The organism is Halomicrobium sp. IBSBa (assembly GCF_017612575.1).
In the GTDB taxonomy this organism is placed as follows: Archaea; Halobacteriota; Halobacteria; order Halobacteriales; family Haloarculaceae; genus Halomicrobium.
The window spans coordinates 413,286-435,937 of the sequence record NZ_JADPQC010000002.1; the positions used below are offsets into that span (position 1 = coordinate 413,286).

Annotated in this window: 27 protein-coding genes and 1 pseudogene; 11 read left to right on the forward strand and 17 right to left on the reverse strand. The window is 67.3% G+C overall.

Annotation, left to right across the window (positions count from 1 at the left end):
- The first annotated feature begins 193 nt into the window (after nt 1-193).
- Both IL252_RS08780 and metX read left to right on the forward strand, forming a co-directional pair.
- Nucleotides 194-1,486 carry an O-acetylhomoserine aminocarboxypropyltransferase/cysteine synthase family protein gene (locus IL252_RS08780; protein ID WP_208627683.1) on the forward strand — a complete coding sequence of 431 codons (1,293 nt, stop codon included), beginning with the start codon at nt 194-196 and terminating at the stop codon, nt 1,484-1,486.
- Between the two features lie 89 nt (nt 1,487-1,575).
- Nucleotides 1,576-2,784 carry a homoserine O-acetyltransferase gene (gene metX, locus IL252_RS08785; RefSeq protein WP_170093293.1) on the forward strand — a complete coding sequence of 403 codons (1,209 nt, stop codon included), beginning with the start codon at nt 1,576-1,578 and terminating at the stop codon, nt 2,782-2,784.
- A 22-nt stretch (nt 2,785-2,806) separates the two neighbouring features.
- On the opposite strand, the gene IL252_RS08790 is transcribed toward metX, so the two are convergent.
- Complete coding sequence (locus IL252_RS08790) at nt 2,807-3,046, reverse strand: hypothetical protein (protein ID WP_208627684.1); 240 nt, start codon at nt 3,044-3,046, stop codon at nt 2,807-2,809.
- A 132-nt stretch (nt 3,047-3,178) separates the two neighbouring features.
- Between IL252_RS08790 and IL252_RS08795 the strand changes: the two genes are divergently transcribed.
- Nucleotides 3,179-3,481 (forward strand): rubredoxin-like domain-containing protein, encoded by a 303-nt coding sequence (locus IL252_RS08795; RefSeq protein ID WP_170093295.1) that lies wholly within the window; start codon nt 3,179-3,181, stop codon nt 3,479-3,481.
- A gap of 201 nt (nt 3,482-3,682) precedes the next feature.
- Here IL252_RS08795 and IL252_RS08800 read toward each other — a convergent pair whose 3' ends face one another.
- Nucleotides 3,683-4,162 (reverse strand): hypothetical protein, encoded by a 480-nt coding sequence (locus IL252_RS08800; protein WP_208627685.1) that lies wholly within the window; start codon nt 4,160-4,162, stop codon nt 3,683-3,685.
- A 77-nt stretch (nt 4,163-4,239) separates the two neighbouring features.
- Here IL252_RS08800 and IL252_RS08805 point away from each other — a divergent pair, with 77 nt between their 5' ends.
- A complete protein-coding gene (locus tag IL252_RS08805; RefSeq protein WP_208627686.1) occupies nt 4,240-5,118 on the forward strand; it encodes a ketopantoate reductase family protein in 879 nt (292 codons plus the stop codon).
- 65 nt (nt 5,119-5,183) lie between these two features.
- On the opposite strand, the gene IL252_RS08810 is transcribed toward IL252_RS08805, so the two are convergent.
- The 9 genes from IL252_RS08810 to IL252_RS08850 all read right to left on the reverse strand — a co-directional run bounded on the left by IL252_RS08810 (nt 5,184) and on the right by IL252_RS08850 (nt 12,943).
- The gene (locus IL252_RS08810; RefSeq protein ID WP_208627687.1) at nt 5,184-6,215 is read right to left on the reverse strand and encodes a lysylphosphatidylglycerol synthase transmembrane domain-containing protein; all 1,032 of its coding nucleotides are present in this window, start codon (nt 6,213-6,215) and stop codon (nt 5,184-5,186) included.
- Between the two features lie 2 nt (nt 6,216-6,217).
- Complete coding sequence (locus IL252_RS08815; protein WP_208627688.1) at nt 6,218-7,738, reverse strand: sulfatase; 1,521 nt, start codon at nt 7,736-7,738, stop codon at nt 6,218-6,220.
- Between the two features lie 141 nt (nt 7,739-7,879).
- Nucleotides 7,880-8,140, reverse strand: coding sequence for a helix-turn-helix domain-containing protein (locus IL252_RS08820; protein WP_170093301.1), 261 nt, complete (start codon nt 8,138-8,140; stop codon nt 7,880-7,882).
- A gap of 120 nt (nt 8,141-8,260) precedes the next feature.
- Nucleotides 8,261-8,938, reverse strand: coding sequence for an NAD(P)-dependent oxidoreductase (locus IL252_RS08825; RefSeq protein ID WP_208627689.1), 678 nt, complete (start codon nt 8,936-8,938; stop codon nt 8,261-8,263).
- 55 nt (nt 8,939-8,993) lie between these two features.
- Complete coding sequence (locus IL252_RS08830) at nt 8,994-9,314, reverse strand: hypothetical protein (protein ID WP_208627690.1); 321 nt, start codon at nt 9,312-9,314, stop codon at nt 8,994-8,996.
- Nucleotides 9,315-9,621: 307 nt separating this feature from the next.
- Nucleotides 9,622-10,374, reverse strand: coding sequence for a uroporphyrinogen-III synthase (locus IL252_RS08835; protein WP_208627691.1), 753 nt, complete (start codon nt 10,372-10,374; stop codon nt 9,622-9,624).
- Nucleotides 10,367-11,182, reverse strand: a complete 816-nt coding sequence (gene cobA, locus IL252_RS08840) for a uroporphyrinogen-III C-methyltransferase (protein ID WP_208627692.1) — start codon at nt 11,180-11,182, stop codon at nt 10,367-10,369. Before cobA ends, IL252_RS08835 begins: the two co-directional genes overlap by 8 nt.
- Nucleotides 11,179-12,312, reverse strand: a complete 1,134-nt coding sequence (gene hemC / locus IL252_RS08845) for a hydroxymethylbilane synthase (RefSeq protein WP_208627693.1) — start codon at nt 12,310-12,312, stop codon at nt 11,179-11,181. The genes cobA and hemC overlap by 4 nt, the downstream gene beginning before the upstream one ends.
- Before the next feature lie 85 nt (nt 12,313-12,397).
- The gene (locus IL252_RS08850) at nt 12,398-12,943 is read right to left on the reverse strand and encodes a CDP-2,3-bis-(O-geranylgeranyl)-sn-glycerol synthase (RefSeq protein WP_170093306.1); all 546 of its coding nucleotides are present in this window, start codon (nt 12,941-12,943) and stop codon (nt 12,398-12,400) included.
- A gap of 131 nt (nt 12,944-13,074) precedes the next feature.
- Between IL252_RS08850 and IL252_RS08855 the strand changes: the two genes are divergently transcribed.
- A complete protein-coding gene (locus IL252_RS08855) occupies nt 13,075-13,908 on the forward strand; it encodes a proline dehydrogenase family protein (protein WP_208627694.1) in 834 nt (277 codons plus the stop codon).
- Nucleotides 13,909-13,971: 63 nt separating this feature from the next.
- Entirely contained in the window at nt 13,972-14,637 is a 666-nt protein-coding gene (locus tag IL252_RS08860; RefSeq protein WP_153552104.1) for a DUF502 domain-containing protein, read from the forward strand.
- A gap of 286 nt (nt 14,638-14,923) precedes the next feature.
- On the opposite strand, the gene IL252_RS08865 is transcribed toward IL252_RS08860, so the two are convergent.
- From IL252_RS08865 to IL252_RS08880, 4 genes are all read right to left on the reverse strand, one after another.
- Nucleotides 14,924-15,862, reverse strand: coding sequence for a branched-chain amino acid transaminase (locus IL252_RS08865; RefSeq protein WP_208627695.1), 939 nt, complete (start codon nt 15,860-15,862; stop codon nt 14,924-14,926).
- Between the two features lie 139 nt (nt 15,863-16,001).
- Nucleotides 16,002-16,238 (reverse strand): hypothetical protein, encoded by a 237-nt coding sequence (locus IL252_RS08870; RefSeq protein WP_208627696.1) that lies wholly within the window; start codon nt 16,236-16,238, stop codon nt 16,002-16,004.
- A 105-nt stretch (nt 16,239-16,343) separates the two neighbouring features.
- Entirely contained in the window at nt 16,344-17,021 is a 678-nt protein-coding gene (gene ribB / locus IL252_RS08875; RefSeq protein ID WP_208627697.1) for a 3,4-dihydroxy-2-butanone-4-phosphate synthase, read from the reverse strand.
- On the reverse strand, nt 17,005-17,703 hold the full coding sequence (locus IL252_RS08880) for a DUF120 domain-containing protein (RefSeq protein WP_153552101.1): 699 nt from the start codon (nt 17,701-17,703) through the stop codon (nt 17,005-17,007). The genes ribB and IL252_RS08880 overlap by 17 nt, the downstream gene beginning before the upstream one ends.
- A 166-nt stretch (nt 17,704-17,869) precedes the next feature.
- Here IL252_RS08880 and IL252_RS08885 point away from each other — a divergent pair, with 166 nt between their 5' ends.
- A complete protein-coding gene (locus IL252_RS08885; protein ID WP_208627698.1) occupies nt 17,870-18,142 on the forward strand; it encodes a hypothetical protein in 273 nt (90 codons plus the stop codon).
- A 127-nt stretch (nt 18,143-18,269) separates the two neighbouring features.
- On the opposite strand, the gene IL252_RS08890 is transcribed toward IL252_RS08885, so the two are convergent.
- Nucleotides 18,270-18,557: a DUF2795 domain-containing protein gene (locus tag IL252_RS08890; RefSeq protein WP_170093312.1), complete on the reverse strand. Its 288-nt coding sequence runs from the start codon at nt 18,555-18,557 to the stop codon at nt 18,270-18,272.
- A gap of 117 nt (nt 18,558-18,674) precedes the next feature.
- On the opposite strand from IL252_RS08890, the gene IL252_RS08895 reads away from it, so the two are divergent.
- From IL252_RS08895 to IL252_RS08910, 4 genes and pseudogenes are all read left to right on the forward strand, one after another.
- A complete protein-coding gene (locus tag IL252_RS08895) occupies nt 18,675-19,460 on the forward strand; it encodes a PHP domain-containing protein (protein WP_208627699.1) in 786 nt (261 codons plus the stop codon).
- Nucleotides 19,461-19,505: 45 nt separating this feature from the next.
- On the forward strand, nt 19,506-19,670 hold the full coding sequence (locus IL252_RS08900; protein WP_170093314.1) for a DUF6757 family protein: 165 nt from the start codon (nt 19,506-19,508) through the stop codon (nt 19,668-19,670).
- Between the two features lie 256 nt (nt 19,671-19,926).
- Nucleotides 19,927-20,256: pseudogene (locus IL252_RS17785) on the forward strand (hypothetical protein); the annotation flags it as partial.
- A gap of 24 nt (nt 20,257-20,280) precedes the next feature.
- The gene (locus IL252_RS08910; protein ID WP_208627821.1) at nt 20,281-21,228 is read left to right on the forward strand and encodes a hypothetical protein; all 948 of its coding nucleotides are present in this window, start codon (nt 20,281-20,283) and stop codon (nt 21,226-21,228) included.
- 131 nt (nt 21,229-21,359) lie between these two features.
- On the opposite strand, the gene IL252_RS08915 is transcribed toward IL252_RS08910, so the two are convergent.
- On the reverse strand, nt 21,360-22,532 hold the full coding sequence (locus IL252_RS08915) for an acyl-CoA dehydrogenase family protein (protein WP_208627701.1): 1,173 nt from the start codon (nt 22,530-22,532) through the stop codon (nt 21,360-21,362).
- Nucleotides 22,533-22,652: the final 120 nt, after the last annotated feature.

The window sequence follows — 22,652 nt, forward strand, 5'->3', positions numbered from 1 at the left end:
ATGTGGGACGACCGGCCGGAACGTGACTGAAGATGGACGTACGTCAGTCGTGACGCGATATAAGCTTTGACCAGACGAGACGGTCGCTGGATGGGCGGTCGACCGCCGACAGCGACCTGCCAGCGGGCGACGCACCTGCGAGTTTTGCCGTAACTGGTGGTTATAGATGGCTGGAGCAATATGCGTGTTGTACATGACTGACGACACCCAGGGGTTCGGGACGCGCTGTGTCCACGCCGGCCAGGAGGAGCCCGATCCGGCGACGGGCGCGCGTGCGCCACCGATCTACCAGACCACGTCGTACGTGTTCGAGGACGCCGACACCGCCGCCCAGCGGTACGCTCTCGACGACACCGGCAACGTCTACTCGCGGTTCGACAACCCGACGGTGTCGATGCTGGAACGGCGCATCGCCTCGCTGGAGAACGGCACTGCAGCGGTGGCCACGGGCTCGGGGATGGCCGCGCTGGACGCCGGTACGTCGATCCTCGCGAGCGCGGGCGACAACGTCGTCACGGCCGCCTCGATCTACGGGGGGACTCACTCCTATCTGGCCAACATGGGGCCGCGCCGCGGCATCGAGACGCGCTTCGTCGACACGCTGGACCCACAGGCCTACGCCGACGCAATCGACGACGACACCGCCTACGTCCACTTCGAGACCATCGGGAACCCCTCGCTCGTGACGCCGCCGATGGAAGAGATCGCCGAGGTCGCTCACGACCGTGGCGTCCCCGTCTTCGTCGACAACACCTTCGGCACGCCGTACCTCTGTAACCCGCTGGACCACGGCGTCGACCTCGTCTGGGAGTCGACGACCAAGTGGATCCACGGCTCGGGGACGACCGTCGGCGGCGTGCTGGTCGACGGCGGCTCGTTCCCGTGGGCGGAGTACCCCGAGAAGTTCTCGGAGCTCGGGGCTCCCAATCCGGCCTTCGACGGGATCACCTTCGCCGAGCGCTTCGAGGGCGAGGCGTTCGCACACGCGGTCCGCCAGCGCGCCGTTCGCTCACTGGGCGACGGCCAGAAGCCCTTCGACGCCTGGGCCACCCTCCAGGGGTGTGAGACGCTCAAGCTCCGGATGCAACAGCACTGCGAGTCGGCGATGGCCGTCGCCAAGCACCTCCGAGACCACCCCGAAGTGGCGTGGGTCACCTACCCCGGACTCGAATCCCACGAGACCCACGACAACGCGAACCGCTACCTCGACGGCGGCTACGGCGGCATCGTCACCTTCGGCCTGGAGGGGGGCTACGACGCCGGCCGCGAGGTGTGCGAGCGGACCGATCTCGCGCAGTTCCTCGCCAACATCGGCGACGCCAAGACGCTCGTGATCCACCCCGCGAGTACGACCCACGCACAGCTCAGCGAGGACGAACAGCGGGCCAGCGGCGTCACGCCGGACCTGATCCGCTGTAGCGTCGGCATCGAGGACACCGAGGACGTCCTCGCCGACCTCGACCGGGCCATCGCGGAGGCGAGCTAAATGGTTCGAGACCAACGAGAAGACCGTCTACGGCACAGCGACACGGCAATCGAGTTCCCGTTTCGAACGACGACAGTGAGGGCTACAGCATGGACGTAGACCACCAGACCCTCTCGCTGGGCGAGTTCGAGTTCGCCTGTGGCGAGACGATCCCCGAGCTCGAAGTCGCGTACGAGACCTACGGCGAGTTCGACGGCGACAACGCGGTCCTCGTCTGTCACGCGCTCACCGGCAGCGCACACGTCGCCGGCCGCGGTCGCTTCGAAGACTCCGATCAGGCCTTCGCCTGGTGGGACAACATCGTCGGTCCGGGCAAAGCCATCGACACGACCGAGTACTACGTTGTCTGCGTGAACGACCCCGGCTCCTGTTATGGCACGTCCGGGCCGGCCTCGACGAACCCCGAGACCGGCGAGCCCTACGGGACGGCGTTCCCGCCGGTGACCGTCGGCGACTGGACGGAGGCCCAGCGGGCCGTGCTGGACGAACTCGGGGTACCCCACCTCCACGCGGTCGTCGGCGGCAGCGTCGGCGGCATGAACGCGCTGGACTGGGTCAAGCGCCACCCCGACCACGTCGAGCGCGTCGTCGCCATCGCCACCGCCGCGCGACTCGACCCGCAGTGTCTCGCGCTGGACGGGATCGCACGCCGGGCGATCACGACCGACGACGACTGGAACGGTGGGGACTACTACGGCGACGACCGCCCGGACCCAGACGAGGGGCTGGCGCTGGCCCGCGAACTCGGCCACGTGATGTACCTCTCGAAGGCGACGATGGAGCAGCGCTTCGGCCGTCGGGCCGCCACGAGAGAGTACGAGCGGGCCTTCCCGACGGATCCGGCGGGCCGGTTCTTCCCCTACCGGGACGTGGAGTCGTACCTCGATCACAACGCCACGAAGTTCGTCGACCGCTTCGACGCGAACAGCTACCTCTACCTGACCCGGGCGATGGACAACTACGACCTCTCGTCGGGCTTCGAGTCCGACGCGGACGCCGTCGCCGCCTTCGACGGCGAGGCGTTGCTGATGTCCTTTACCGGCGACTGGCACTTCACCACCGAACAGTCCGAAGAGCTGGCCGACGCGTTCCGCGAGACCGACACCGCGACCGCACACCACGTGGTCGACTCCGATTACGGCCACGACGCCTTCCTCGTCGAGCCCGACCGCGTCGGCCCGCCCGTCGCCGACTTCCTCGCCGACGGCGTCGGAGGCAGCGCCGTCTCCGACACCACCGACGACGACGGCGACGACGGTCCCGACCACGCGCCGGTCCACACCAGCCTCTTTTCCTGATACGGCCGCCGTCGGCGGTGCGTTACGCGTCCTCGTCGGTACCCGCCTCGGCGAGCAAGGCGAAGACGATCACGAGCGGCGCGACGATCGACGCGACCAGCATCGGGAGGTAGTCGGTGATCGGTTCTCCAGTGATCACAGACTTGAGGACGTACCCGAGCGCGAACGCCGCGATCAGGAGCAACACGAGGGCGACGCCCCGTCGCTCTCTGTCGGCGGAGAGCCTGTCGACAGATGTCGAGAGATCGTTCTCGATCTCCATATCGACCGCATTCTCCCAGCAGGGTATAAATTCCTGCGTGTTTCTCTCGACGAAGCCACCGAGTACGGTAGCGTTCGATCACCTGTTCTCTCAGTGACCTTTATTGCCGTGTGGTGTGAACTGTGTTACACAATGTCAGAGATGCCAGACGCGGCCAGCGACATGGGACTGGGCTTCGGAGAGACCGTCTACGACGAGGACGGCCAGCGACTCGGGACGATCCGCGGGTTCGACGAGCGGGGATTCTACGTCACGCTCGAAGGCGGCATGGCCGCCATGTCGATCGAACACGTCCGCGCCGGTGAGTCCGGAGCGGCCGAACTGATGTGGCGCTGCTGGGACTGTGGCGCGATGGGCGAGATCGAGGACATCCCCGAGGAGTGCCCCGACTGCGGTGCGCCGAAGGAGGACATCTACTACTGGACTGAGGACTGATTTGCCCAGCGAGCGCGGCCGTGCGCGAGCAGCGAATCAGTCTGAGTGATACCGCCGGCTGTCACTGTTGCAAGATATGTGTGACCACGGGGTCGCAACATTCGTGACAGACGGACAGCCGGCAGTATGAGGACGAGCGAGATTCGGAGCAAGCGAAGCGACTGAGAATCTCGGAGTAGACGAACGGCGGCCTGTCCTCCGCTACGAGACGACTTCGAGTCGCTCTCGCAGCGACGACGGCAGCGACGACTCGACGGCCTCGATCGCCTCGTCGGGCAGGGCGAACGTGAACCGTTCGTCGCGCCGCGTGACGAGCGCGAGTCCGTCGTCGTCTCGAACCACCAGCGTCCGGATCTCCGGGGACACGTCTGCGAGCGCGTCGAACGTGCCGTCGGTCAGCGGCACCGTCCCGCTGGTCTCCTCGTGGCCGACCGCCACGTCGGAGTGGGCGGCCAGATCGGCCAGCGCGTGACGGATGTGGTCGCGGTCGTCCCGCCGGCCGGTCCCCACGCGGACGGTGGCCGTGGCCGGTGATCGCGGGCTCTCGTCGAGCACCGTCGCCAGCAGTTCGATCGACGCCAGCTCCGAGGCCGTCGCCGGGACGACGAGGCGATACCGCGGCGTCTCGGCCGGCCACTCGGCGTCGGCGAGGGGATCGTCTGAAGCGGATCCGTCGGTCATACTCGTCGTTGGCGACGGCGCGGCAAGTGGGTGGTGATCCCCGTCGCGTTTTTCAGCACCCGCGACGGAGTGGGCGCATGGACGTCGTCGTCTTCGGCGCGGGGAGCCTCGGCAGTCTGATCGGCGGGCTGCTGGCACGCAGCCACGACGTGACCCTGGTCGGGCGCGAGCCACACGTCGGAGCGGTCGAGCGATCGGGGCTGACGATCGAGGGCGCGATCGGAGCACACGTGGGACCGGCCGCGGGGACGACGCCGCCCGCCGCGGCAGCCCTCGCCGTCGTGACGGTCACGGCCGGTGACACCGACGCGGCCGCCGCGGCGCTTTCTGACACGGCACTCGACGCCTGTCTCTCGCTGCAGAACGGCATGGGCAACGAGGCGACGCTCGCCCAGCGACTGGACTGTCCCGTCCTCGCGGGCACCTGTACCTACGGCGCACGCCTGACCGAACCCGGCGTGGTCGCGTGTACCGGCGTCGGCGAGGTCGTGCTGGGCCCCCGCGAGGGCGGCCACTCCGCGCCGGCCGACAGGGTCGGGGCGGCGTTTACCGACGCCGGTGTCGAGACCACCGTCGCCGACGACATGCCGCGACGGCTCTGGGAGAAGCTGGCGGTCAACGCCGGGATCAACGCCACGACGGCGTTGGCCCGCGTTCCCAACGGCGCGCTCGTCGACGGCCCGGCCCGGCGCGTCGCCGAGCGCGCTGCACGGGAAACGGCGGCCGTGGCCCGCGAGCACGGCGTCGATCTGTCGGACGAACGGGCCGCCGAGGCGATGGCGCAGGTGGCCACGGACACCGCCGCGAACCACTCCTCGATGTTGCAGGACGTGGCCGACGGACGACAGACCGAAATCGACGCGATCAACGGCTACGTCGTGGCGCAGTCCGGGGACGTGGCGGTGCCGGTCAACGAGACGCTGACCGCACTCGTCCGAGCGTGGGAATCGGGCTAGTCCCGGTCGCGAGGCAGTGGCGAGCGAGGGATCTGGGGGCACATCGCGGTGGTGGCGCACGGGCACTAGCTCCGCCGGAGCACGAACACCGCCGCTGCGCCGCCCACGAGGAGCGCGAAGACGTAGCTCGCGACCCGGTAGAGAATCGAGATTGCGGTCGCCCCGTCGCTGGCGATCGGCGTGAGCGCGACGATCAGCACCACCAGGAACGCCTCGACCGCGCCCGAGCCTCCCGGCGAGGGCGCGAGCCCGCCCAGCGTGCTCGCGGGGACGATGAAGAAGACGAGCAAGAGCGGGATCGCCGCGTCGCCGACGGCCATCGCGACGAAGTACAGCGGGAGCGCGAAGAAGATCCAGCCGACGTACGAGTAGCCAAGCGCCCGCACGAGCGCTCTCCGATCCGTCGCGATCCGCTGGAAGGCCTCGTCCAGTTCCGCGAGGCGGCTCTGGAGCCCGTCGACGGTCAGGCGCGGCAGGAGTCGGACGATCGGTACCACGACTCTGGCACCGACTCGTCCCAGCGACAGCCGGTAGCGCCAGCCGACCGCCGCGAGCACCGGGACCCCGAGTGCGATGGCGAACAGCGCCACAGCGAGTGGTTCCAGCACTGCCGGCAGCGACGACTGGTAGAGCAGGGCCGCGAACCCCACCCCGGAGAAGGTGACGAACGGAAAGAGGTTCAGCAGGTCCGCGGTGACGACCGAGGCCAGCGCGTCCTCGTAGCTGGCGTCCGTGTCTCGCGAGAGCACGTAGGCGATGAAGGGCTCGCCGCCGGCCTGGCCCAGCGGCGTCACGTAGTTGGCGAACGTCGCGGCGTAGTAGGTCACGACCAGTCGGCGAAACGACTCGCGGACGCCGGCCACGTCCAGGACGATCTGCCAGGCTTTCCCCCAGAACGTGAGACAGAGCAGCGTCGAGAGACAGCCCATCGCCAGCCAGCGCAGGTTCGCCGTCGCCAGCCGATCGAGGACGTTTCGCGTCCCGACGAAGTCGACCAGTACGAAGAGGACGAGCCCGGCGACGGCGAATCCCAGGACGGTCTGGACGACTGTTCGACGGTCGAACAGGTCACCGATCCCGCCTGCGTCGTCGCTCACGATCAGTCGATGTAGCCCAGGTCTTTCAGGCGATCCTTCGCGTCGTCGTCCATCGAGTCCAGCACCTCGCCGTCGGTGCCGTCGGCCTCGTCGGGCCAGTCGGCGTCGACGCGGTCGACGAAGTCGTGCAGTTCCGCTTCGAGGTCGGCCAGCAGTTCGTCGTCACCGCCCGCACGGTCCTCGGTCTCGCCGGGGTCGCTGTCGATCCGGTAGGCCTCGTCCGGGATGCGCGTACAGTGGATGTACTTGCCCTCGGGCGAACGGGCCGCCCCCATCCGGGAGTAGAACCGCGACGCTGTCTCCAGGGAGATGCCGGCCGCGCTGGCTTTCCCCTCCAGCTGGCGGAGCTCGACGACCGGCTGGTGGTACTCGACGAAGCCAACGTCACCGCGGGGGCCGTGTGCGCCCGCACCGCTCGGGGCCTCCCCGGCGAACTCGCGATACTCCGTCGAGAGCAGGGAGCGAGCGGAATCGAGCGAGACGCCGTCGCCCGCGACGCCGGTCGCGTCCAGCACGGAGTGATACAGGTCGACGAGTTCGACGACCGTCTCGTCGTCGCGTTCGGGCTCGATCTCGGGGTGTTTGACCATGCAGGGGACGTTCACCAGTGGATCGTAGATGCAGAACTCGTGGCCGTAGAGGTCGTGCTCGCCGTGGAGTTCGCCGTGGTCGGCCACTACGACGACCATCGTCTCTTCCCACTGGCCGGTCTCCTTGAGGTGGGTAAAGAGCCGGTCGAGCTGGTCGTCGATGTGGCGGATCTCGGCGTCGTACAGCCCCTCGATGTCGTCCCACTCCGCGTCGTCGATGTCGCGAGCGCCGCAGTTGAACTCCTTGGAGTTCTGGCACACCTCGGTGGAGTCGACGCCGGGAGCGAACTGCTCGACGTACTCCTCGGGCGGGTGGTAGGGGAGGTGGGCGTCCATCAGGTTGATGAACGTGAAGAAGTTCTCCGAGTCGTCGATAAATTCCATCGTCTTGTCGATCACGGCGGGGGTCTTCGTGTCGCCCCCGCCCTCGGAGGCGAAGTACTCGTGGAACTTGTTGCCCAGCTGAACCATCCGATCGGCGACCCCCCGCAGGGTGTCGCTGTCGTTCATCGTCTGCCAGATCCGTGCCAGCGGTCCCGAGAGGAGTTCGCTGGGCATGATCTGGAAGAAGTTGTCGTGGTCGTCGAACCCCGCGGTGAGGTTCGTGTAGGGCGTGATCCAGGCGTTCGAGGAGTAACAGGCCGTGTCGTAGCCGGCCGAAGACAGCGACTCGGCCAGCGTAGTCGCCCCGTCGAGATAGGGGTCCTCCTGTGTGGCCTCGTGTTCGGAGGGGTACAGCCCCGTAAACAGGGAGGCGTGAACCGGCAGAGTCCAGGGGGCCGGCGCGACGGCGTGTTCGAAGACCGCCGCTTCCTCGGCGAACGCCTCCAGGGTCGGGGTCGTCGGCTCGTCGTACCCGTACGCCGAGAGGTGGTCCTTGCGGACCGTATCGAGCACGACGAAGAGCACGTTCGTCCCGTCCGCACCAGTCATACTGAGTACGGCATCGTCCACGAGTTTAAAGACCGCGTTTCACGGCTCTGGGTAGGTCCGAACGATCAGGTCGCCCGACTGCGGGCGTCGACGGGAGCGACGACACCGGAGCGAAACGGCGGTGGAGAGACCGTGACGGTACTACTCGTCTGTCGTCACTGTCGAGTACAGTGACTGCCTGGCGTCCATAAAGGAGACTTCGGAGGTGACGACGCCCGCCTCTTCGAGTTCAGAGAGTGCGTATCTCGTGGTTCGTTTCGACAACATGGTCTCCTCGGCGAGTTGCGACTGGGTCAGCTGTCCTTCGTGGGCGAGGACTTTCGTGACGAGTTTGGCACTCGGTGGGCTGTCTGCCAACTCGTCTTCGAACGCGCGGAACACGTCCCCAGGATCGGACGACATGTACACGTCGATTCATGGGTGCAGCCGACATCAAAGCCGGTGCTTACACTGTTGGCTGTCCGTCTGTGACTAATTTCGCCACCTCGGGAGAGTCTCGTCACGACGTTACGACCGCCAGTATCACTGGGGCTGTCCGGTCGCGAGTGTCGCCAGGGCTGGTGCCGAGACTGGTCCCGTCGGAACCGTGTCGTCGACTGCGAGACGATAGATCGCGGTGCTGGCCTGTTCGACCGAGAACGGCCGGTCGTCGCCGAGCCGTCTGGCCAGTGGCTCCCACCGCCCCAGTGTCGCGACGAGCGCGTTCGTGAGCGTCGAGAAGTGTGGTTGGTCCGGTCCGTAAACGGGACCAAACCGTGGGACGACGACCGACAGCTGGAGGTCCGCGATCGCCGCTTCGGCACGGCGGCGTGCGTCGATGTACGCGTCTCGAACGCCCGGTGGCTTGGTCGACGACGAGACGTAGACGAAGCGATCGACGCCGACGCGTTCCGCTTCCAGTGCGGCGACGACGGCAGTGTCCCCGTTGAGGCGTTCCAGCGTGACGCCCTGGGTCGGTGACTCGTCGAGCGTCCCGATGGAGTGAACGACGCAGTCGACGCCAGCGAGCGTGTCTCGCCACTCGTGTGGAGCGAAGACATCTGCCGCGTGCCAGTCGACGGCTTCTGCCCACGGACCGCGTTTTTCCGTTGCTGGCGGTCCGCTACGGGCGACGCTCGTCACGTCGTGGCCGTCCGAGACGGCACGCCGGCAGACGCGCCGACCGATGAAACCGTTGCCGCCTGTCACCAGTAGCTGCATACAGAACTGTCGAGCTACAGACTCAAAACAGCGCCGCCGCTGCCGAACGAGCGGACTACAGCACCCGGAGCCGATAGCCAGCCAGTGCCGTCTCGTCGGTGACGCGGCCGGTTTCTTCGGCGATGTCGAGGACGCGTGAGACGAACTCTTTGGGGACTTCGACGCCGACGAAATCGGTGGTCTCGCCGTCGACGGTCAGCCGTGCCATCGTCCGGTCGGTGCCGTCGTCGTTGTAGATGCTCCCGACCTGTTGGCCGTCTCGCAGGAAGTGGAGTGTCACGTCTGTCGGTTCGATCCGATCGAAGGACACCTCGAACACCATGTGATCATCCTCGATACGGGCAAGCAGCCGCCCGTCGTGTTCTGTGACGAACATACGTGTCGTACGGACTGGAACCGCTTATACCGGCGGCCGTCTCGGACGATCGTGGACAGTAAGTACTGCACGAGGGGAGCTACACGTCGGCATCTATCGCCAGAGTCGCTACTCGTACTGTTGCTATAGTAACAGTCGAAACGGTTTACACACCGATCGCACTGCTGTCGTTCGACCAAGTGTGCATTGATACTGCCGGCTGTCACTTCGTGAAAATCTTCGCCACCCCGGGGTGGCGAAATCGTTCACAGATGTACAGCCGGTAGTATGAGTTTCAATGGCTACTCTCGATTCATACTCTACAGTGTCACTCGCGGTGACTCGGCGCGGCCGCCTCGACCGCCGTCGTCGCCAGCGTCTCGAAGTCGGCGGTGTCGGGGACGACGTCGACGTCGATGCCCGCGTCCGTGGCCGTCTCACGGGTCGGTTCACCGATCGCGCCGACGACGGCGTCGTTCAGTCCCTCGATCGCTTCCCCTCGGAGTCCCCGCTCGTCGGCGGCCGCGAGGAAGTGCCGGACGGTCAGCGAGGAAGTGAACAGCGCGGCGTCGAGGTCGCCGGCCGCCGCACGCTCCGTCGACGCTCCGGACCCCTCGGGTCGGACGAGCCGGTAGAGGACCGTCTCGTGGACGTACGCGCCGGCCGCTTCCAGTCCGTCGGTCAGGACCGCCGAGCCGTGATCCGAGCGCGCTACCTCGACGCGTGCGCCGTCGACATCGTCTTCCAGCGCGGCGACCAGGCCGGTCGAGGAGTACTCCTCGGGCACCAGATCGACCGCGTAGCCGGCGTCTTCGAGCACGTCTGCGGTGGGCCGGCCGATCGCACAGACGGTCGCGTCGCCGGGGTCCCACCCGGCCTCTGTGGCCAGTTCGACGCCGGTCTTGCTCGTGAGGACGACGTAGTCCGCGTCGGATCGGGGCGTCGCGCCGGTCGCCTCGACGGCGAGCATCGGGTCCGGGACCGGGTCCGCACCGAGCGACTCCAGCAACGCGACGGCCCGGGTGGTCCGCTCGTCGTCGGGGCGGAACACGGCGACGCTGAGCCGTGGTTCCTCACGCATCGTCGTCACCGCCGTCGCCCGCCGAGTCGTCCGCTGTTCCGACGAGGAACTCCAGCACCGCCGCCCGCGTCGCCGCCACGTCGCCGATGACGGTGATCGCTGGCGGCTCGATACCGGCCGCGTCGCGGGCGTCGACGATACTGTCGAGGGTGCCCGTCGCGACCTGCTGGCCGGGCCAGGTCGCCCGTTCGATCAACGCGACCGGGGTCTCGGGGTCCATGCCGGCCTCGCGGAGCGCGGCCGTGTACTCTGGCAGCTTGCCGACGCCCATCAGGACGACGATGGTGCCGCCGGTCGCGGCGAGTGCCTCCCAGTCGACGGCCGACTCCGACTTCGTGGGGTCTTCGTGGCCGGTGACGAACGACACCGACGACGCGTGGTCGCGGTGGGTGACGGGGATGCCGGCGGCCGCCGGACCGGCGACGGCCGACGTGATGCCGGGGACGATCTCGACCGGAACGCCGTGCTGTGCGAGGTGGACGAGCTCCTCGCCGCCGCGGCCAAACACCGTGGGATCGCCGCCCTTGAGCCGCACCACGTCCTTGCCCTCGCGGGCCAGCTCCACGAGGCGACGGTTCGTGTACTCCTGGGGCGTCCACTCGCCGCCCGCACGCTTGCCCACGTCCTCGCGTTTCGCCTCGGGGATCATGCCGATGATCTCCGGGCCGGGGAGCTTGTCGTGTAGCACTACGTCGGCCGCTTCGAGCAGCCGCTTTGCCTTCACCGTCAGCAGCTCCGGATCGCCCGGGCCGGAGCCGACGAGATAGACCGTGCCGGTCGCCGCACCGTCGCCCGTGTCGTCGCTCATTCGTCACTGGCTCCCTGGGCCGTCGCCGCGTCGCCGCCCTCGCCCGCTCGCTTGGCCTGCTCGATCAGGTCGGCCGCGCCCTGTTGGGCCAGGTCGGCGGCGAACGCTCGTGCGTCGTCGACGTGGCGATCCGCCGAGAGGTCACGCGTGGCGGTGACCTCCTGCTCGCCCGCCTGGTCGAGGACGCGCACGGTCGTCCGGATCACGCTGCCCTGCAAGATCGCGTGGACGCCAAGCGGTGCGACACACCCCCCGCCCAGCTCGTCGAGGACGGTCCGCTCGACGGTCGTCTCCGCCCGCGAGCGCGGGTGATCGAGGACGCCGTTGAGCTCCTGTGCGAACTCCCCGTCGGTCGCGGTGACCGCCAGCGCGCCCTGGCCGGGCGCGGGGACGAACGTCCCGGTCGGGAGCGACTGGTACTCGACGTGGTGGAGCAGTCCGGCCCGTTCCAGGCCTGCGCGAGCGAGGACGACGGCGTCGTACGCCGTCTCGACCTCGCGGCCCAGCGCCTGGCGCTCGATTTCGGTGAGCCCGTCGAACCACGTCTCGACGTCGTGCTCGTAGGGGAATTCGTACTCCTCGTCGTCGACGCTCTCCTTTCGCTCTTTCTCGGCCTCGCTGCGCTCCTCGTGTTCGGCCTGGAGGGTCGGCGCGAGCAGCTTCTCGATGCGCGTGTCGACGTTGCCACGGAGCGGCTGCACGTCGAGATCCGGTCGCTCGGCAAGCAGCTGGGCCTTTCGACGGAGGCTCGACGTGCCGACGGTCGCGCCGTCGGGCAGCTCTTCGACGGTGGCTCCGTCCGGCGTCACCAGCACGTCGTCGGGCGACTCCCGCTGGGGAACGCCAGCGACGACCAGCTCGTCGGGCTGTTCGGTCGGCACGTCTTTCATCGAGTGGACGGCGGCGTCGACCTCGCCCTCCACGACCTGTTCGTCGAGGCTGCGGACGAACGCGCCGGTCTTGCCCAGCCGGTGGATCAGTTCGTCGCGAATCTGGTCGCCGGTCGTCTCTACCTCGACGATCTCGACCGTGTACCCCCGCGCTTCGAGCGTCTCGGTGACGGTCGCGGCCTGACGCAGGGCCAGGTCCGAGCCCCGCGTCGCCAGCCGCACCGTCGTCGCTGTCGTCATACACGTTGGTCGTCGGCCAGCGTAGAAAAGCCCACCACTTTCGTCGCTCTCGGCGAACACGCCCCGCGCGATCCCGGCCCGCCGATCACCACGGCTCGTCTTTCAGTCCCAGCGCGTACGCGATGCCGTTGGTGACGACGTGCAAGAGCGGCGTGATCACGACGACTGCGACCAGTACCGGCGGCCTGAACGTCGCCAGCGCCCACTCCGGTGCGAACAGCGTCGCCAGCGCGAGCGCTCCGACGACGAAATCGAGCTGGTCGAGCCCCGGAAACGCCGCCCCGCGTTCGCGACCGGTGCGACGCTTGAGGAACGAAGCGCCGATGTCGCCGACCATCGCGCCGAGTGCCAGTCCCAGGCCGGCCACCACCGGGAACGGGTCGGCGACGACCCCCAGCGTCGCGGCGACCGGCTCGTAGACGGCGTTGAGCGCCAGCGCCAGCGCCGTCCCCGCGAGCGTGCCGGCAGCGGTCCCGCGCCAGGTCTTCCCGTCGCCCAGGAGCCGTCGGTCCCCCCACGTCCGTCCCCCGTCGATCGGCCGTCCCCCTCCGGCGAGGACGGCCGCGTTGTTGGGGACGTACGCCGGTAACATCGCCCACAGCGCCGTCGCCACGATCGCGAGTACGTCCATGTCGCGGTGCTGTCCCGCGGGCGGCTTAACGTCGGCGACTCCCCGCGACACCTGCCTGGGCGGGTGCCGTGGCGCGGAACAGATCGCCTCGGTGACAAACCTCATACGTAGGCAGGTCTTACCACCGGACGATGATTCCGCCACTGGCGCGGCGGTTCGTCGCGGGTGAGACGACCGCCGGAGCGCTGGAGCACGCGCGACAGTGCAACGAGGAGGGAATCGGCGTCATCCTGAACCAGTTGGGTGAACACTACGATCGTCGCGAACCGGCCGCAGAAGCCACGGCGACCTACGAGGCCCTCGTCGAGGAGATCGATCTGGCAGGTCTGGATGCGTGCCTCTCGATCAAGCCGTCGCAATTGGGCCTCGACGTGAGCGAGGCGCTCTTCCAGTCGAACCTCGACAGCGTCGTCACGCACGCGGCCGACCGCGACGTGTTCGTCTGGATCGACATGGAAGACCACACGACGACGGACGCGACGCTCGACGCCTTCGAACGGCTCGCCCGTCAGACCGACGGCGGCGTCGGCGTCTGCGTGCAGGCGAACCTCCGACGGACGCCCGACGACCTCGAACGACTGGCCGACCTGCCGGGGAAGATCCGGCTCGTCAAGGGCGCGTACGATCCACCGCAGTCGGTCGCGCTCCAGGACAAGGCCGAGATCGATCAGGCCTACCGCGACCAGTTGCGATACCTCTTCGAGCACTTCCGTGGCGAGGTCGCCGTCGGCAGCCACGACCCGGAGATGATCGACCTCGCTGCGTCGTTACACGAGGAGTACGGCACTCCGTACGAGGTCCAGATGCTGATGGGCGTTCGCGACGACGCCCAGCGCTCGCTGGCGACGGACTCCGAGGTCTGGCAGTACGCTCCCTACGGCGGCGAGTGGCTCGCCTACTTCTATCGACGGGTCGCAGAGCGGAAGGAAAACGCGTTGTTCGCCCTGCGGGCGATACTCTCCTAGCTGGCAGCTGTCTGACAGAGGCGAAGGGAAGGGCTGATAACGGGGGAGGGCTACGGACTTGACATGGCCTCGGCGACGTGGAAACGTGACTTCGCGAGCGGGCTGATCATCCTGCTCCCCCTGTTGGTGACGGTCTACGTACTCGCCTACCTCTACGGTATTCTGGCCTCGTTACCGCTCGCGAACGTCATCACTCCCGAGCGGCTCGCTCCGCTGCTCAATATTCCGGAGGAGCACCATCTGATGACACAGCTGGTGACGTTCGTCCGCGTGCTCACCACGCTCGCGGTCTTCGTGCTCCTCGTGTTCTCGATCGGCTATCTGATGCGGACTGCTTTTGGCGACGTGATCGAACAGGCTCTCGACGACATGATGAACCAGGTCCCCGGCCTCCGCGTGGTGTACAACGCCTCGAAGATGGCCGTCGAGACGGCCGTCTCGGGGGCCGACGAACTCCAGACGCCGGTGAAACTCGAAGTGTGGGACGGGCTGCGGATGACGGCGTTCAAGACCGGCCAACAGACCGAGGACGGCCGAGACGTACTGTTCTTGCCGACCGCACCGAACATCACGACCGGCTACGTCATCGAAGTCGAGCCCGACGCCTACGAGGAGACCGACGAGCGCGTCGAGGACGCGCTGACGCGGATCCTCTCGGCCGGCTTCGGCGACGCCGAGGAGAACCACACGCAGGTCCCGGCCGGACTCGTCGACGCCGACGACGACTAGACTACCACCTTTTTCGACTGCGGGTGCGCCGAAGGTGCACCGCTTGTCGAAACACGTGGGCGAAAAAGGCCGGAATCGCCGTCGGCGATTCCGGGGAACCGGGCGACCTGCCGGGTCCTTCGGACCGCTCGGTCGCCCGGATGCTTTGTGGTGGTCAGTATCGAGAGAGCACGGATCGTCCTACGCCTCGCCGTGCCACTCCGCCAGAAACCGTTCGAAGAACGTTTCGAGGAACGCGTGTCGTCGAGTGTGTCAGCGTCAACACCGCACGTGATCGATCCGGCCTTCAGACGTACTTGAACCAGTCGTCGTACTGCTCGGGCGGTTCTTCGAGGATGTCGAAGAAGCGCGTCTGGATCTCGTCGGTGACCGGCCCTTTCGTTCCGGCACCGATCTCGTTGTCGTCGACGCTGCGGATCGGCGTCACCTCCGCGGCGGTGCCGGTGAAGAACAGTTCGTCGGCGGCGTACAGTTCGCCCCGCGAGATCGTCGCGTCGTCGTGGACAGTGTAACCCAGGTCTTCGGCGATCGTGATGACGCTCCGTCGGGTGATGCCGTCGAGGATCGACTCCGCCAGGCCGGTCGTGTAGATTTCGCCGTCGCGCACGAGGAAGATGTTCTCGCCCGGCCCCTCGGCGACGTTGCCCTCCTTGTTGAGGACGATCGCTTCGCCGTAGTCGTTGCCCTTTGCCTCGAGCGAGGCGAGGACGCTGTTGACGTAGGCACCGGTCGTCTTCGCGCTGGTCGGGATCTGGCTGGAGGCGTGCTTGCGCCACGAGGAGATCGCCGTGTCGATGCCCTCTTCGAGTGCTTCCTCGCCGAGGTAGGCCCCCCACGGCCAGACGCCGATGGCGGTCTCGACGGGCGACTCGCTCGGGTTCAGCCCCAGCGGGCCGTAGCCGTAGAAGGCGATCGGGCGGATGTAACACGACTCCAGCCCCTCGCGGCGGATCAACTCGACGGTCGCCTCGGTGAGTTCCTCGGGCTCGAAGGGAATCTCGATGTCGTAGACCTTCGCCGACTCGTACAGTCGGTCGAGGTGCTCTTCCCAGCGGAAGATCGCCGGGCCGTCGTCGGTATCGTAGCAGCGCACGCCCTCGAAGACGCCGGTGCCGTAGTGCAGCGCGTGGGCCAGCACGTGGACCTGTGCGTCCTCGAAGTCGACGAACTCGCCGTCCTGCCAGATCTCGTCGACGCCCTCGAACATCTCCGGGCGCTCGCTCATCGAGCCGTCCCCCCGCGTGTGGTCTGTCCCTCGCGATACTGTCCACGCATCGTCTCAGCGACGTACATACCGGGCCATTGCAGGCCATCGTTAAGAGTGTTGACGATGTGTGGGTCCGGTTGGCGTGCCAGGCGACGCGTCAGCGCGCCGCGCCGGTCGCGTCGGGATCGATCGTCGCGAGCGCGACCCCGGCGAAGACGACGCCGAGGAACTGCACCGTCGTCCACAGCAGGGACGCGACGGTCTCTCCCGCGAAGAACTCGACGGGTGCCGTCAGGACGGTGAGGACGAACGGTCCTAGCCCCATGCCGAGACAGAATCCGACGACGACCAGCAGCTTTCGTTCGTTCGAGACCATCCGGCGGCTTTCGGCCATATCCGTGGCTGGTCGGGGTGTCGACTCAAACCTGTCGCTTCCCTCTCACGACAGCCGTCTGTGAAACCCATCGACGCTCGAACACAGTGACGGCGAACTGCCGGCTTACGACGACGTTCCCAGCCGCTCGACGAGTGCGCTCCCCTCGACGTAGGCGAGTCCCTCGCGCTCGGCGTAGGCACGTGCGGCGGCCGGCGAGAGCGCCCCGCCCGTCTCGTCGTCGAGCATCTCACAGACCACGACTGCGGGCGGCTGGTCGGCCGCCGCGGCGACGGCCAGCCCGAGTTCGGTGTGGCCCAGCCGGTCGGCCAGCAGGTCCGGCGCACCGCGCAGCAGCGTCACGTGGCCCGGCGACCGGAACTCGTCGGCGAAGGCCGTTCCGCCGGGGTCGGCGGCGGCTCCCGCGAGTTCGGTGATCGTCAGCGCGCGGTCCTCGTCGGTGATGCCGGTGTGAGTGTCCCGATGATTGACCGTCAGCGAGAACGAGGATCGCTCGTCGTACGCGAGGTCGTGGCCGTCGGCGCTGGGGTGGCTCAGTTGTTCCTGCATGAACGGCAGGCCGAACGTCTCGGCGACCGCATCCGAGAGCGCGACACAGACCAGCCCGCCCGCGTCGTTGCGCAGGCGTGCGACGGCCGCTGGCGTGATCGCTCCGGCGGGGTAGACGAGGTCGACCTCGCCCTCGCGGTCGGCCGCGTCGTGGATCAAGATCGGCTGGCCACGTGCGAACGCCGCGATGGCGTCCTCGGCACCTGTCCCTGCCTGCTCACTGCTCCGAGACATGGACAGTCACCTCGTCACCGTCGGCCAGGCCGACCACGTCGCGCAGTTTCTCCGGGGCGATCACTTCCAGTTGGCTCTCGCCGTGGTGGGTTCGCTCGGGGGCGATGACGTGGGCGGGCTCGTACTCGCTGTCCCCGGCGACGACCGAGGCCGGGTAGCAGTACGCCGGCCCGTACGTTCGCTCGTCGTCCTCCCATCCCTCGATCGTGACGGGCTCGAAGGCGCTCAGCCGCGCGCGCTTGCGGACGCTCTCGTCGACGAGGTCGACGTTGAGCGTCCCGGCGAAGGGCTCGTAGCCGAGCTTGTCGATGAACTGCTCCATGTAGCCCGGCAGCGTGATGTAGTGTCGCCCCTCGCCCATGCCGGAGGTGACGATCCCGCCCAGATCGACGCCGACGGCTCCCTCGAAGATCCGTCGATAGTCGGCGTACTCCCGCTGGAGGGCCCGCTCGCCGACCTCGCTGATCCGGATGAGCTGTCCGTCGCCGACGATGTCCCGATCGATCATCTCGGCTTCCTCCAGCCGCTGGAGCCGCCGCGAGGCGGTCTGGTTGGAGGCGTCCAGCCGGTCGGCGAGCGCCGAACAGGACTCCTTTCGCTCGCCCTCGATCGCGCCGTCGAGCGCCAGCAACTTCAGCGTCGCCAGCTCGTCGTGGCCGACGGCCCGCGTTGTCTCTGCCATACGCACGAGTTGGCGCTATCGCGGGAAAAGGATAACGAATGTGGCATTCGTCACAGTTCTGGAACGGCAGGCAACGGGACCGGCGTTGTCTCGTTCGGTCCCGGTAGCCACTTGCCCGTCGAGTCGTTACGACCAGTATCGCCGTCGAGCAGGCGGCAACACTACCATGAACGAAACGGATTCGACCACGTCGGGGCGGCGCGTCGTCGGCTGGGTGTTCGTCGCGGCGCTGGCGCTCGGCGTGGGCTTCGGTGCCTTTGTCGGTCTCGTGATCAGCAACGACGCCGCCGTCCCGGTCGGTCTCTTCGGCGTCCAGTTTCGGCCCACGCCACTCAACATGGCCAGCTACGGCGGCGGTGCAGTACTCGTGTTGTCCGGGATCTTCTACGCCGTCATGCGCTACACCCGCCGGTACGACGACGAGATCGAGTCGGCCTGATACTGTCGGCTGTAGCTTCGTGAAGGGGTTCGTCACCGTCAGAGCGGGCGCTGCTTCACTGCGTTCAGCAGAACCACGGTTTTGCGAGCGGGATCGCCGTCGGCGACCCCCGCAGTAAAACGGTGGTTTAGAACGAGACCTGATCCGGGCCGTCCTCGCCCATCGCGATCGGATCGCGGTCGGAGTAGCCCTTTCGACCGATGCCCTTCTGGCTGACGGCGCTGTAGGCCGCCAGTCTGGCCTCGTTCTCGGTGTCGTAGGTCTCTTCGGTCAGGCGGCCCAGAACGTCGGCGACCGTCTCCGAGCCGTTGGGCAACTCCAGCGTCAGGTGGCCGTGGGCCTCGATCAGGTCGGTCGTCGTCGCGGGGTAGCTCTGTGCGGTGAACATCTCGTCTGCGCTGTCGAACATTCGCATGGCTCTGGAAAGTTAATGAACGATAATAAACCTTCATTATTAATAATTAATACACTCCTTAATGTGTATAAGGGCCACGACCCGAAGTGGCTTGGGCTCCGGCGGCCAGGCTCCGGTATGACTGTCGCGGACCTCCACGTCCACACGCAGCGCTCGGACGGGACGCTGTCCCTCGACGAGGTGCCGGCGGCCGCACGGCGTGGCGGCCTCGACGCCGTCGCGGTGACCGACCACGACCGACTCTCGCCCGACCTCGACGCCCCGGTGACGATACGCGAGGGCGTCACGGTCGTCCACGGGATCGAGCTCCGGGTCGACGCCGGCCAGCAGCGCCTCGACCTGCTCGGCTACGGTGTCTCGCCGACGGACGCGCTGGTCGCCGAGTGCGAGCGCATCCAGCGAAACCGGGCCGAACGGGGGGCCGCCATCGTCGACTGCGTCGAGGAGCGCCTGTCCGTCTCGTTGCCGATCGAACCGCGGCCCGGACTGGGCCGGCCACACATCGCACGTGCGATCGCGGAAGTCAGCGACTACGACGTCGACGGCGCGTTCGCCCACCTCATCGGCGACGACTGTCCGTGTTACGTCCCCCGAGCAGTCCCCGCTTTCGAGCGAGGCCGGGCGTTGCTGACCGAGGCCTGCGGGCTGGTGGGGCTGGCACATCCGCTGCGCTACGACGACCCCGAGAGCGCGCTCGCGCTCTGTGACACGCTCGACGCCGTCGAACGCCCCTACCCCTACGCCGACGATCCCGATCTGTCGGCCGTCGACCGGGCCATCGAGCGCCACGACCTGCTGGTGACCGGCGGGAGCGACGCACACGACGACCGGCTGGGCCTGGCCGGTCTGGACAGCGCCCAGTGGGAGCGCGTCCGGGACGCCCTGGACGTGTCGCCGGAGTGACCGGCGAGCGGAGCATTCAATGTCACAGGGACCCAATCGTGTCGTATGCAATGTCACTACTGCGAGAGTGAGGCGGACATCGCAGTCGAGAAAGACGGTATCTCTGTGGGGGTCTGCGAGACTCACTTCCGCGAGCAACTCGAAGAACTCGAAGAGACCGAGTGGCTCGGCGATCTCGAAGAGGAGCTCGACGTCGACCGGACGGAGTGAGGACTTCTTTCGATTACTGGATCGAGCGCACGCCACCGGGAGACTCGCCGTCGTCTCCCGACCCGGCCCACAGATAGTTCGGCTCGACGCCGTCCCGTCGACCGGACAAACGACGACGACAATCCGCGTGCAGTCGCCTCTTTTCGATTGACTGCTACGGTCGTTCTGTCACGTGATCCGCCGGGACGACACACCGACACTGGCGTCTTGCCATCGGTGAGATACGCAATCCGAAGTGCTTATTTTAACCACTCCGATGACCGTTAGTGTGCAACGCTCAGCCGCCGTGTTCCTCGTCGTCGCTCTTTCTGTGGGTAGTGCCGGACTGGTGCTCTCGACGAACGTCGTCGCGCTCGACGGTGACGGAATCCCCGCGGCAGCGGAACTCCAGCAAGACACAGATCCACTCGTCGCTGATACGGACCGTGATGGCCTCCCAGACGGCGAGGAAACCGCGGTCGGTTCGGACCCGACGGTCGTCGACACCGACGGGGACGGTCTCGACGACGGCGTCGAAGTCCACGATCTCGGCACAAATGCGACAGTTGCCGACACTGACGGGGACGGTCTCGACGACGGCGACGAAGTGTATACGCACGGAACGGCGCCAATGTCGGCCGACAGTGACCACGATGGACTCAACGACAGTGCTGAGATCGAGGTTCACGGGACGGACCCTGTTTCTGCCCACAGCGACAGCGACGATTTCGCCGATCTCGACGAGATCGAGGTTCACGGAACGGATCCCACGGCGGCCGACACGGACGGCGACGGTCTCGACGACGACGCGGAAGTGTACCAGTATCGAACTGGCACGATGGCGGCTGATACGGACGGTGACGGTCTCGACGACGGCGAGGAGGTCGAGATTCACGGAACCGATCCCACGGCGGCAGACACGGACGGCGACGGCCTCGACGACGGTGCCGAAGTCGGCCACGACGCTCTCGACGAGAGTGATCCATTCCGTATGGATATCTACGTCGAGGTGGACTACGTCGAGGGGTACAAACCGCCCGCCGACGCCCTCGAGCCGGTCACGAAGGCGTACGCGGCAGCCCCGATCACGAACCCGGACGGTTCGACCGGTATCCGACTCCACATCAGCTACGACGAGGCGATCGAGACTGACGAGCGCGTGAGTCTCGACGAGCTGCGGCAACGCTACATGCCCGTCTACTTCGATCACGAAGCCGATGGCTACCACTACGGCATCGCGGTCGGTGACGCTCGGCACGACGGTCGCTCCGTCGCCGGAGTTACCCAGAGCTGGGGCGACAACAGGCCCTTTCTCTTCGAGACGGCCCGGGACGACAGCGACCAGACGCTGTCCGACGACTCCATCGCAAGTACGTTCATGCACGAACTGGGTCACTCGAACGGGATCCGACCGAACGACTACGACGGCGTCGACTCGAAGACTGTGAGTGCAGATCGCTACGAAAGTACGATGAACTACAACGCTCCCGATGGGTACGTGGGCTACAACGACGGAGCGCCGTTCGACGACTGGGCGCACATCGAACACCACCTCCACACGCCGGCAGTGCGGGACTGACACTGCCGACTGTCACCGCCTTCGACTCGCACCTCGGGAGACAGTAGCCGCCACAGGCAACTGCGCAGCCTGCGGTGTGGGTCGTCACGCCTCGTCGTCGTGAGATCGCAGTCCGTTCGCGACGCGATTCCCTACTCGAAGGCGTCGATCCCCGTCAGATCCGCACCCAGAATCAGCGTGTGGATGTCGTGGGTCCCCTCGTAGGTGTAGACGGTCTCCATGTTGGCGGCGTGGCGCATCGGCGGGTAGTCGGTCGTGATCCCGTTGCCCCCCAGCATCTCGCGGGCGGTCTGTGCGACCTCGCGGGCCATCCGGACGTTGTTGCGCTTGGCCATCGACACCTGCTGGGGCCGCAGGTCGCCCCGCGCCTTCAGCGCCGCGAGCCGGTCGGCGAGCAGCTGTGCGGTCGTAATGCGGGTCGCCATCTCGGCGAGCTTCTCCTGTTGGAGCTGGAAGCGGGCGATCGGCCCGCCGAACTGCTCGCGGTCGGTCGCGTACTCGCGGGCGGTCTCGAAACAGTCTCGGGCGGCCCCGACCGCGCCCCACGCGATGCCGTAGCGGGCTTCGGTGAGACAGGACAGCGGCCCCTTCATTCCCTCGACGCCGGGCAGGAGGGCGTCCTCTGGCACCCACGCGTCCCGAAGGTGGATCTCGCCGGTCGAGGAGGCCCGCATCGAGAGCTTCCCGTCGATCTCGCTGGTCTCGACACTGTCGCCGTCAAGATCGACCAGAACGCCCCGGACGGGGCCGTCGGTCTCGGCGTCCCCGTCGCCGATCTTGCACCAGATCACGGCCACGTCGGCGATGGGCGCGTTCGTGATCCACGTCTTGGTCCCGGTGAGCCGATAGCCGTCCCCGTCGGGCACCGCGGTGGTCGCCATGCTCGCCGGATCGGAGCCGTGTTCGGGCTCGGTCAGCCCGAAACAGCCGACCGCTTCGCCCGCAGCGAGGTCGGGGAGCCACCGCTCGCGCTGGGCCTCGCTGCCGAACTCGTGGATCGGGTACATCACGAGCGCGCCCTGGACGCTGGCCATCGAGCGCACGCCCGAGTCGCCGGCCTCCAGCTCCCGCATGAGCAGGCCGTAGGCCTCCGGACTCACGCCCGGAAGCGTTCCCCACGACAGCGTCGGCGCGTAGAAGTCCAGCTCGCCCATCGCTTCGAACAGGTGGTCGGGCGAGGTCCCGGACTCGAACCACTCGCCGATCGACGAGCGGACGCGCTCGTCGACGAACTCCCGTGCGGTGTCGCGGATCAGACGCGCCTCCCCGTCGCGGTCGGCTTCGAGGTCGAGGTAGTCGAGCATACGACGGCTACGCGTGGCGCGGGCAAAAGTGTGGTCCGCGGTGACGGAGACCGTGACGACACGCGTCGGCACCGCCCGGAAACAGCACGCTTTACTGTACAGATCGGCAGCCTCCGGCAC

Coding starts and splice junctions, on each gene's coding strand:
- IL252_RS08780 (WP_208627683.1), top strand. CDS start 194: ATGACTGACGACACCCAGGGGTTCGGGACGCGCTGTGTCCACGCCGGC.
- metX (WP_170093293.1), top strand. CDS start 1,576: ATGGACGTAGACCACCAGACCCTCTCGCTGGGCGAGTTCGAGTTCGCC.
- IL252_RS08790 (WP_208627684.1), bottom strand. CDS start 3,046: ATGGAGATCGAGAACGATCTCTCGACATCTGTCGACAGGCTCTCCGCC.
- IL252_RS08795 (WP_170093295.1), top strand. CDS start 3,179: ATGTCAGAGATGCCAGACGCGGCCAGCGACATGGGACTGGGCTTCGGA.
- IL252_RS08800 (WP_208627685.1), bottom strand. CDS start 4,162: ATGACCGACGGATCCGCTTCAGACGATCCCCTCGCCGACGCCGAGTGG.
- IL252_RS08805 (WP_208627686.1), top strand. CDS start 4,240: ATGGACGTCGTCGTCTTCGGCGCGGGGAGCCTCGGCAGTCTGATCGGC.
- IL252_RS08815 (WP_208627688.1), bottom strand. CDS start 7,738: ATGACTGGTGCGGACGGGACGAACGTGCTCTTCGTCGTGCTCGATACG.
- IL252_RS08820 (WP_170093301.1), bottom strand. CDS start 8,140: ATGTCGTCCGATCCTGGGGACGTGTTCCGCGCGTTCGAAGACGAGTTG.
- IL252_RS08825 (WP_208627689.1), bottom strand. CDS start 8,938: ATGCAGCTACTGGTGACAGGCGGCAACGGTTTCATCGGTCGGCGCGTC.
- IL252_RS08830 (WP_208627690.1), bottom strand. CDS start 9,314: ATGTTCGTCACAGAACACGACGGGCGGCTGCTTGCCCGTATCGAGGAT.
- IL252_RS08835 (WP_208627691.1), bottom strand. CDS start 10,374: ATGCGTGAGGAACCACGGCTCAGCGTCGCCGTGTTCCGCCCCGACGAC.
- cobA (WP_208627692.1), bottom strand. CDS start 11,182: ATGAGCGACGACACGGGCGACGGTGCGGCGACCGGCACGGTCTATCTC.
- hemC (WP_208627693.1), bottom strand. CDS start 12,312: ATGACGACAGCGACGACGGTGCGGCTGGCGACGCGGGGCTCGGACCTG.
- IL252_RS08850 (WP_170093306.1), bottom strand. CDS start 12,943: ATGGACGTACTCGCGATCGTGGCGACGGCGCTGTGGGCGATGTTACCG.
- IL252_RS08855 (WP_208627694.1), top strand. CDS start 13,075: ATGATTCCGCCACTGGCGCGGCGGTTCGTCGCGGGTGAGACGACCGCC.
- IL252_RS08860 (WP_153552104.1), top strand. CDS start 13,972: ATGGCCTCGGCGACGTGGAAACGTGACTTCGCGAGCGGGCTGATCATC.
- IL252_RS08865 (WP_208627695.1), bottom strand. CDS start 15,862: ATGAGCGAGCGCCCGGAGATGTTCGAGGGCGTCGACGAGATCTGGCAG.
- IL252_RS08870 (WP_208627696.1), bottom strand. CDS start 16,238: ATGGCCGAAAGCCGCCGGATGGTCTCGAACGAACGAAAGCTGCTGGTC.
- ribB (WP_208627697.1), bottom strand. CDS start 17,021: ATGTCTCGGAGCAGTGAGCAGGCAGGGACAGGTGCCGAGGACGCCATC.
- IL252_RS08880 (WP_153552101.1), bottom strand. CDS start 17,703: ATGGCAGAGACAACGCGGGCCGTCGGCCACGACGAGCTGGCGACGCTG.
- IL252_RS08885 (WP_208627698.1), top strand. CDS start 17,870: ATGAACGAAACGGATTCGACCACGTCGGGGCGGCGCGTCGTCGGCTGG.
- IL252_RS08890 (WP_170093312.1), bottom strand. CDS start 18,557: ATGCGAATGTTCGACAGCGCAGACGAGATGTTCACCGCACAGAGCTAC.
- IL252_RS08895 (WP_208627699.1), top strand. CDS start 18,675: ATGACTGTCGCGGACCTCCACGTCCACACGCAGCGCTCGGACGGGACG.
- IL252_RS08900 (WP_170093314.1), top strand. CDS start 19,506: ATGCAATGTCACTACTGCGAGAGTGAGGCGGACATCGCAGTCGAGAAA.
- IL252_RS08910 (WP_208627821.1), top strand. CDS start 20,281: ATGTCGGCCGACAGTGACCACGATGGACTCAACGACAGTGCTGAGATC.
- IL252_RS08915 (WP_208627701.1), bottom strand. CDS start 22,532: ATGCTCGACTACCTCGACCTCGAAGCCGACCGCGACGGGGAGGCGCGT.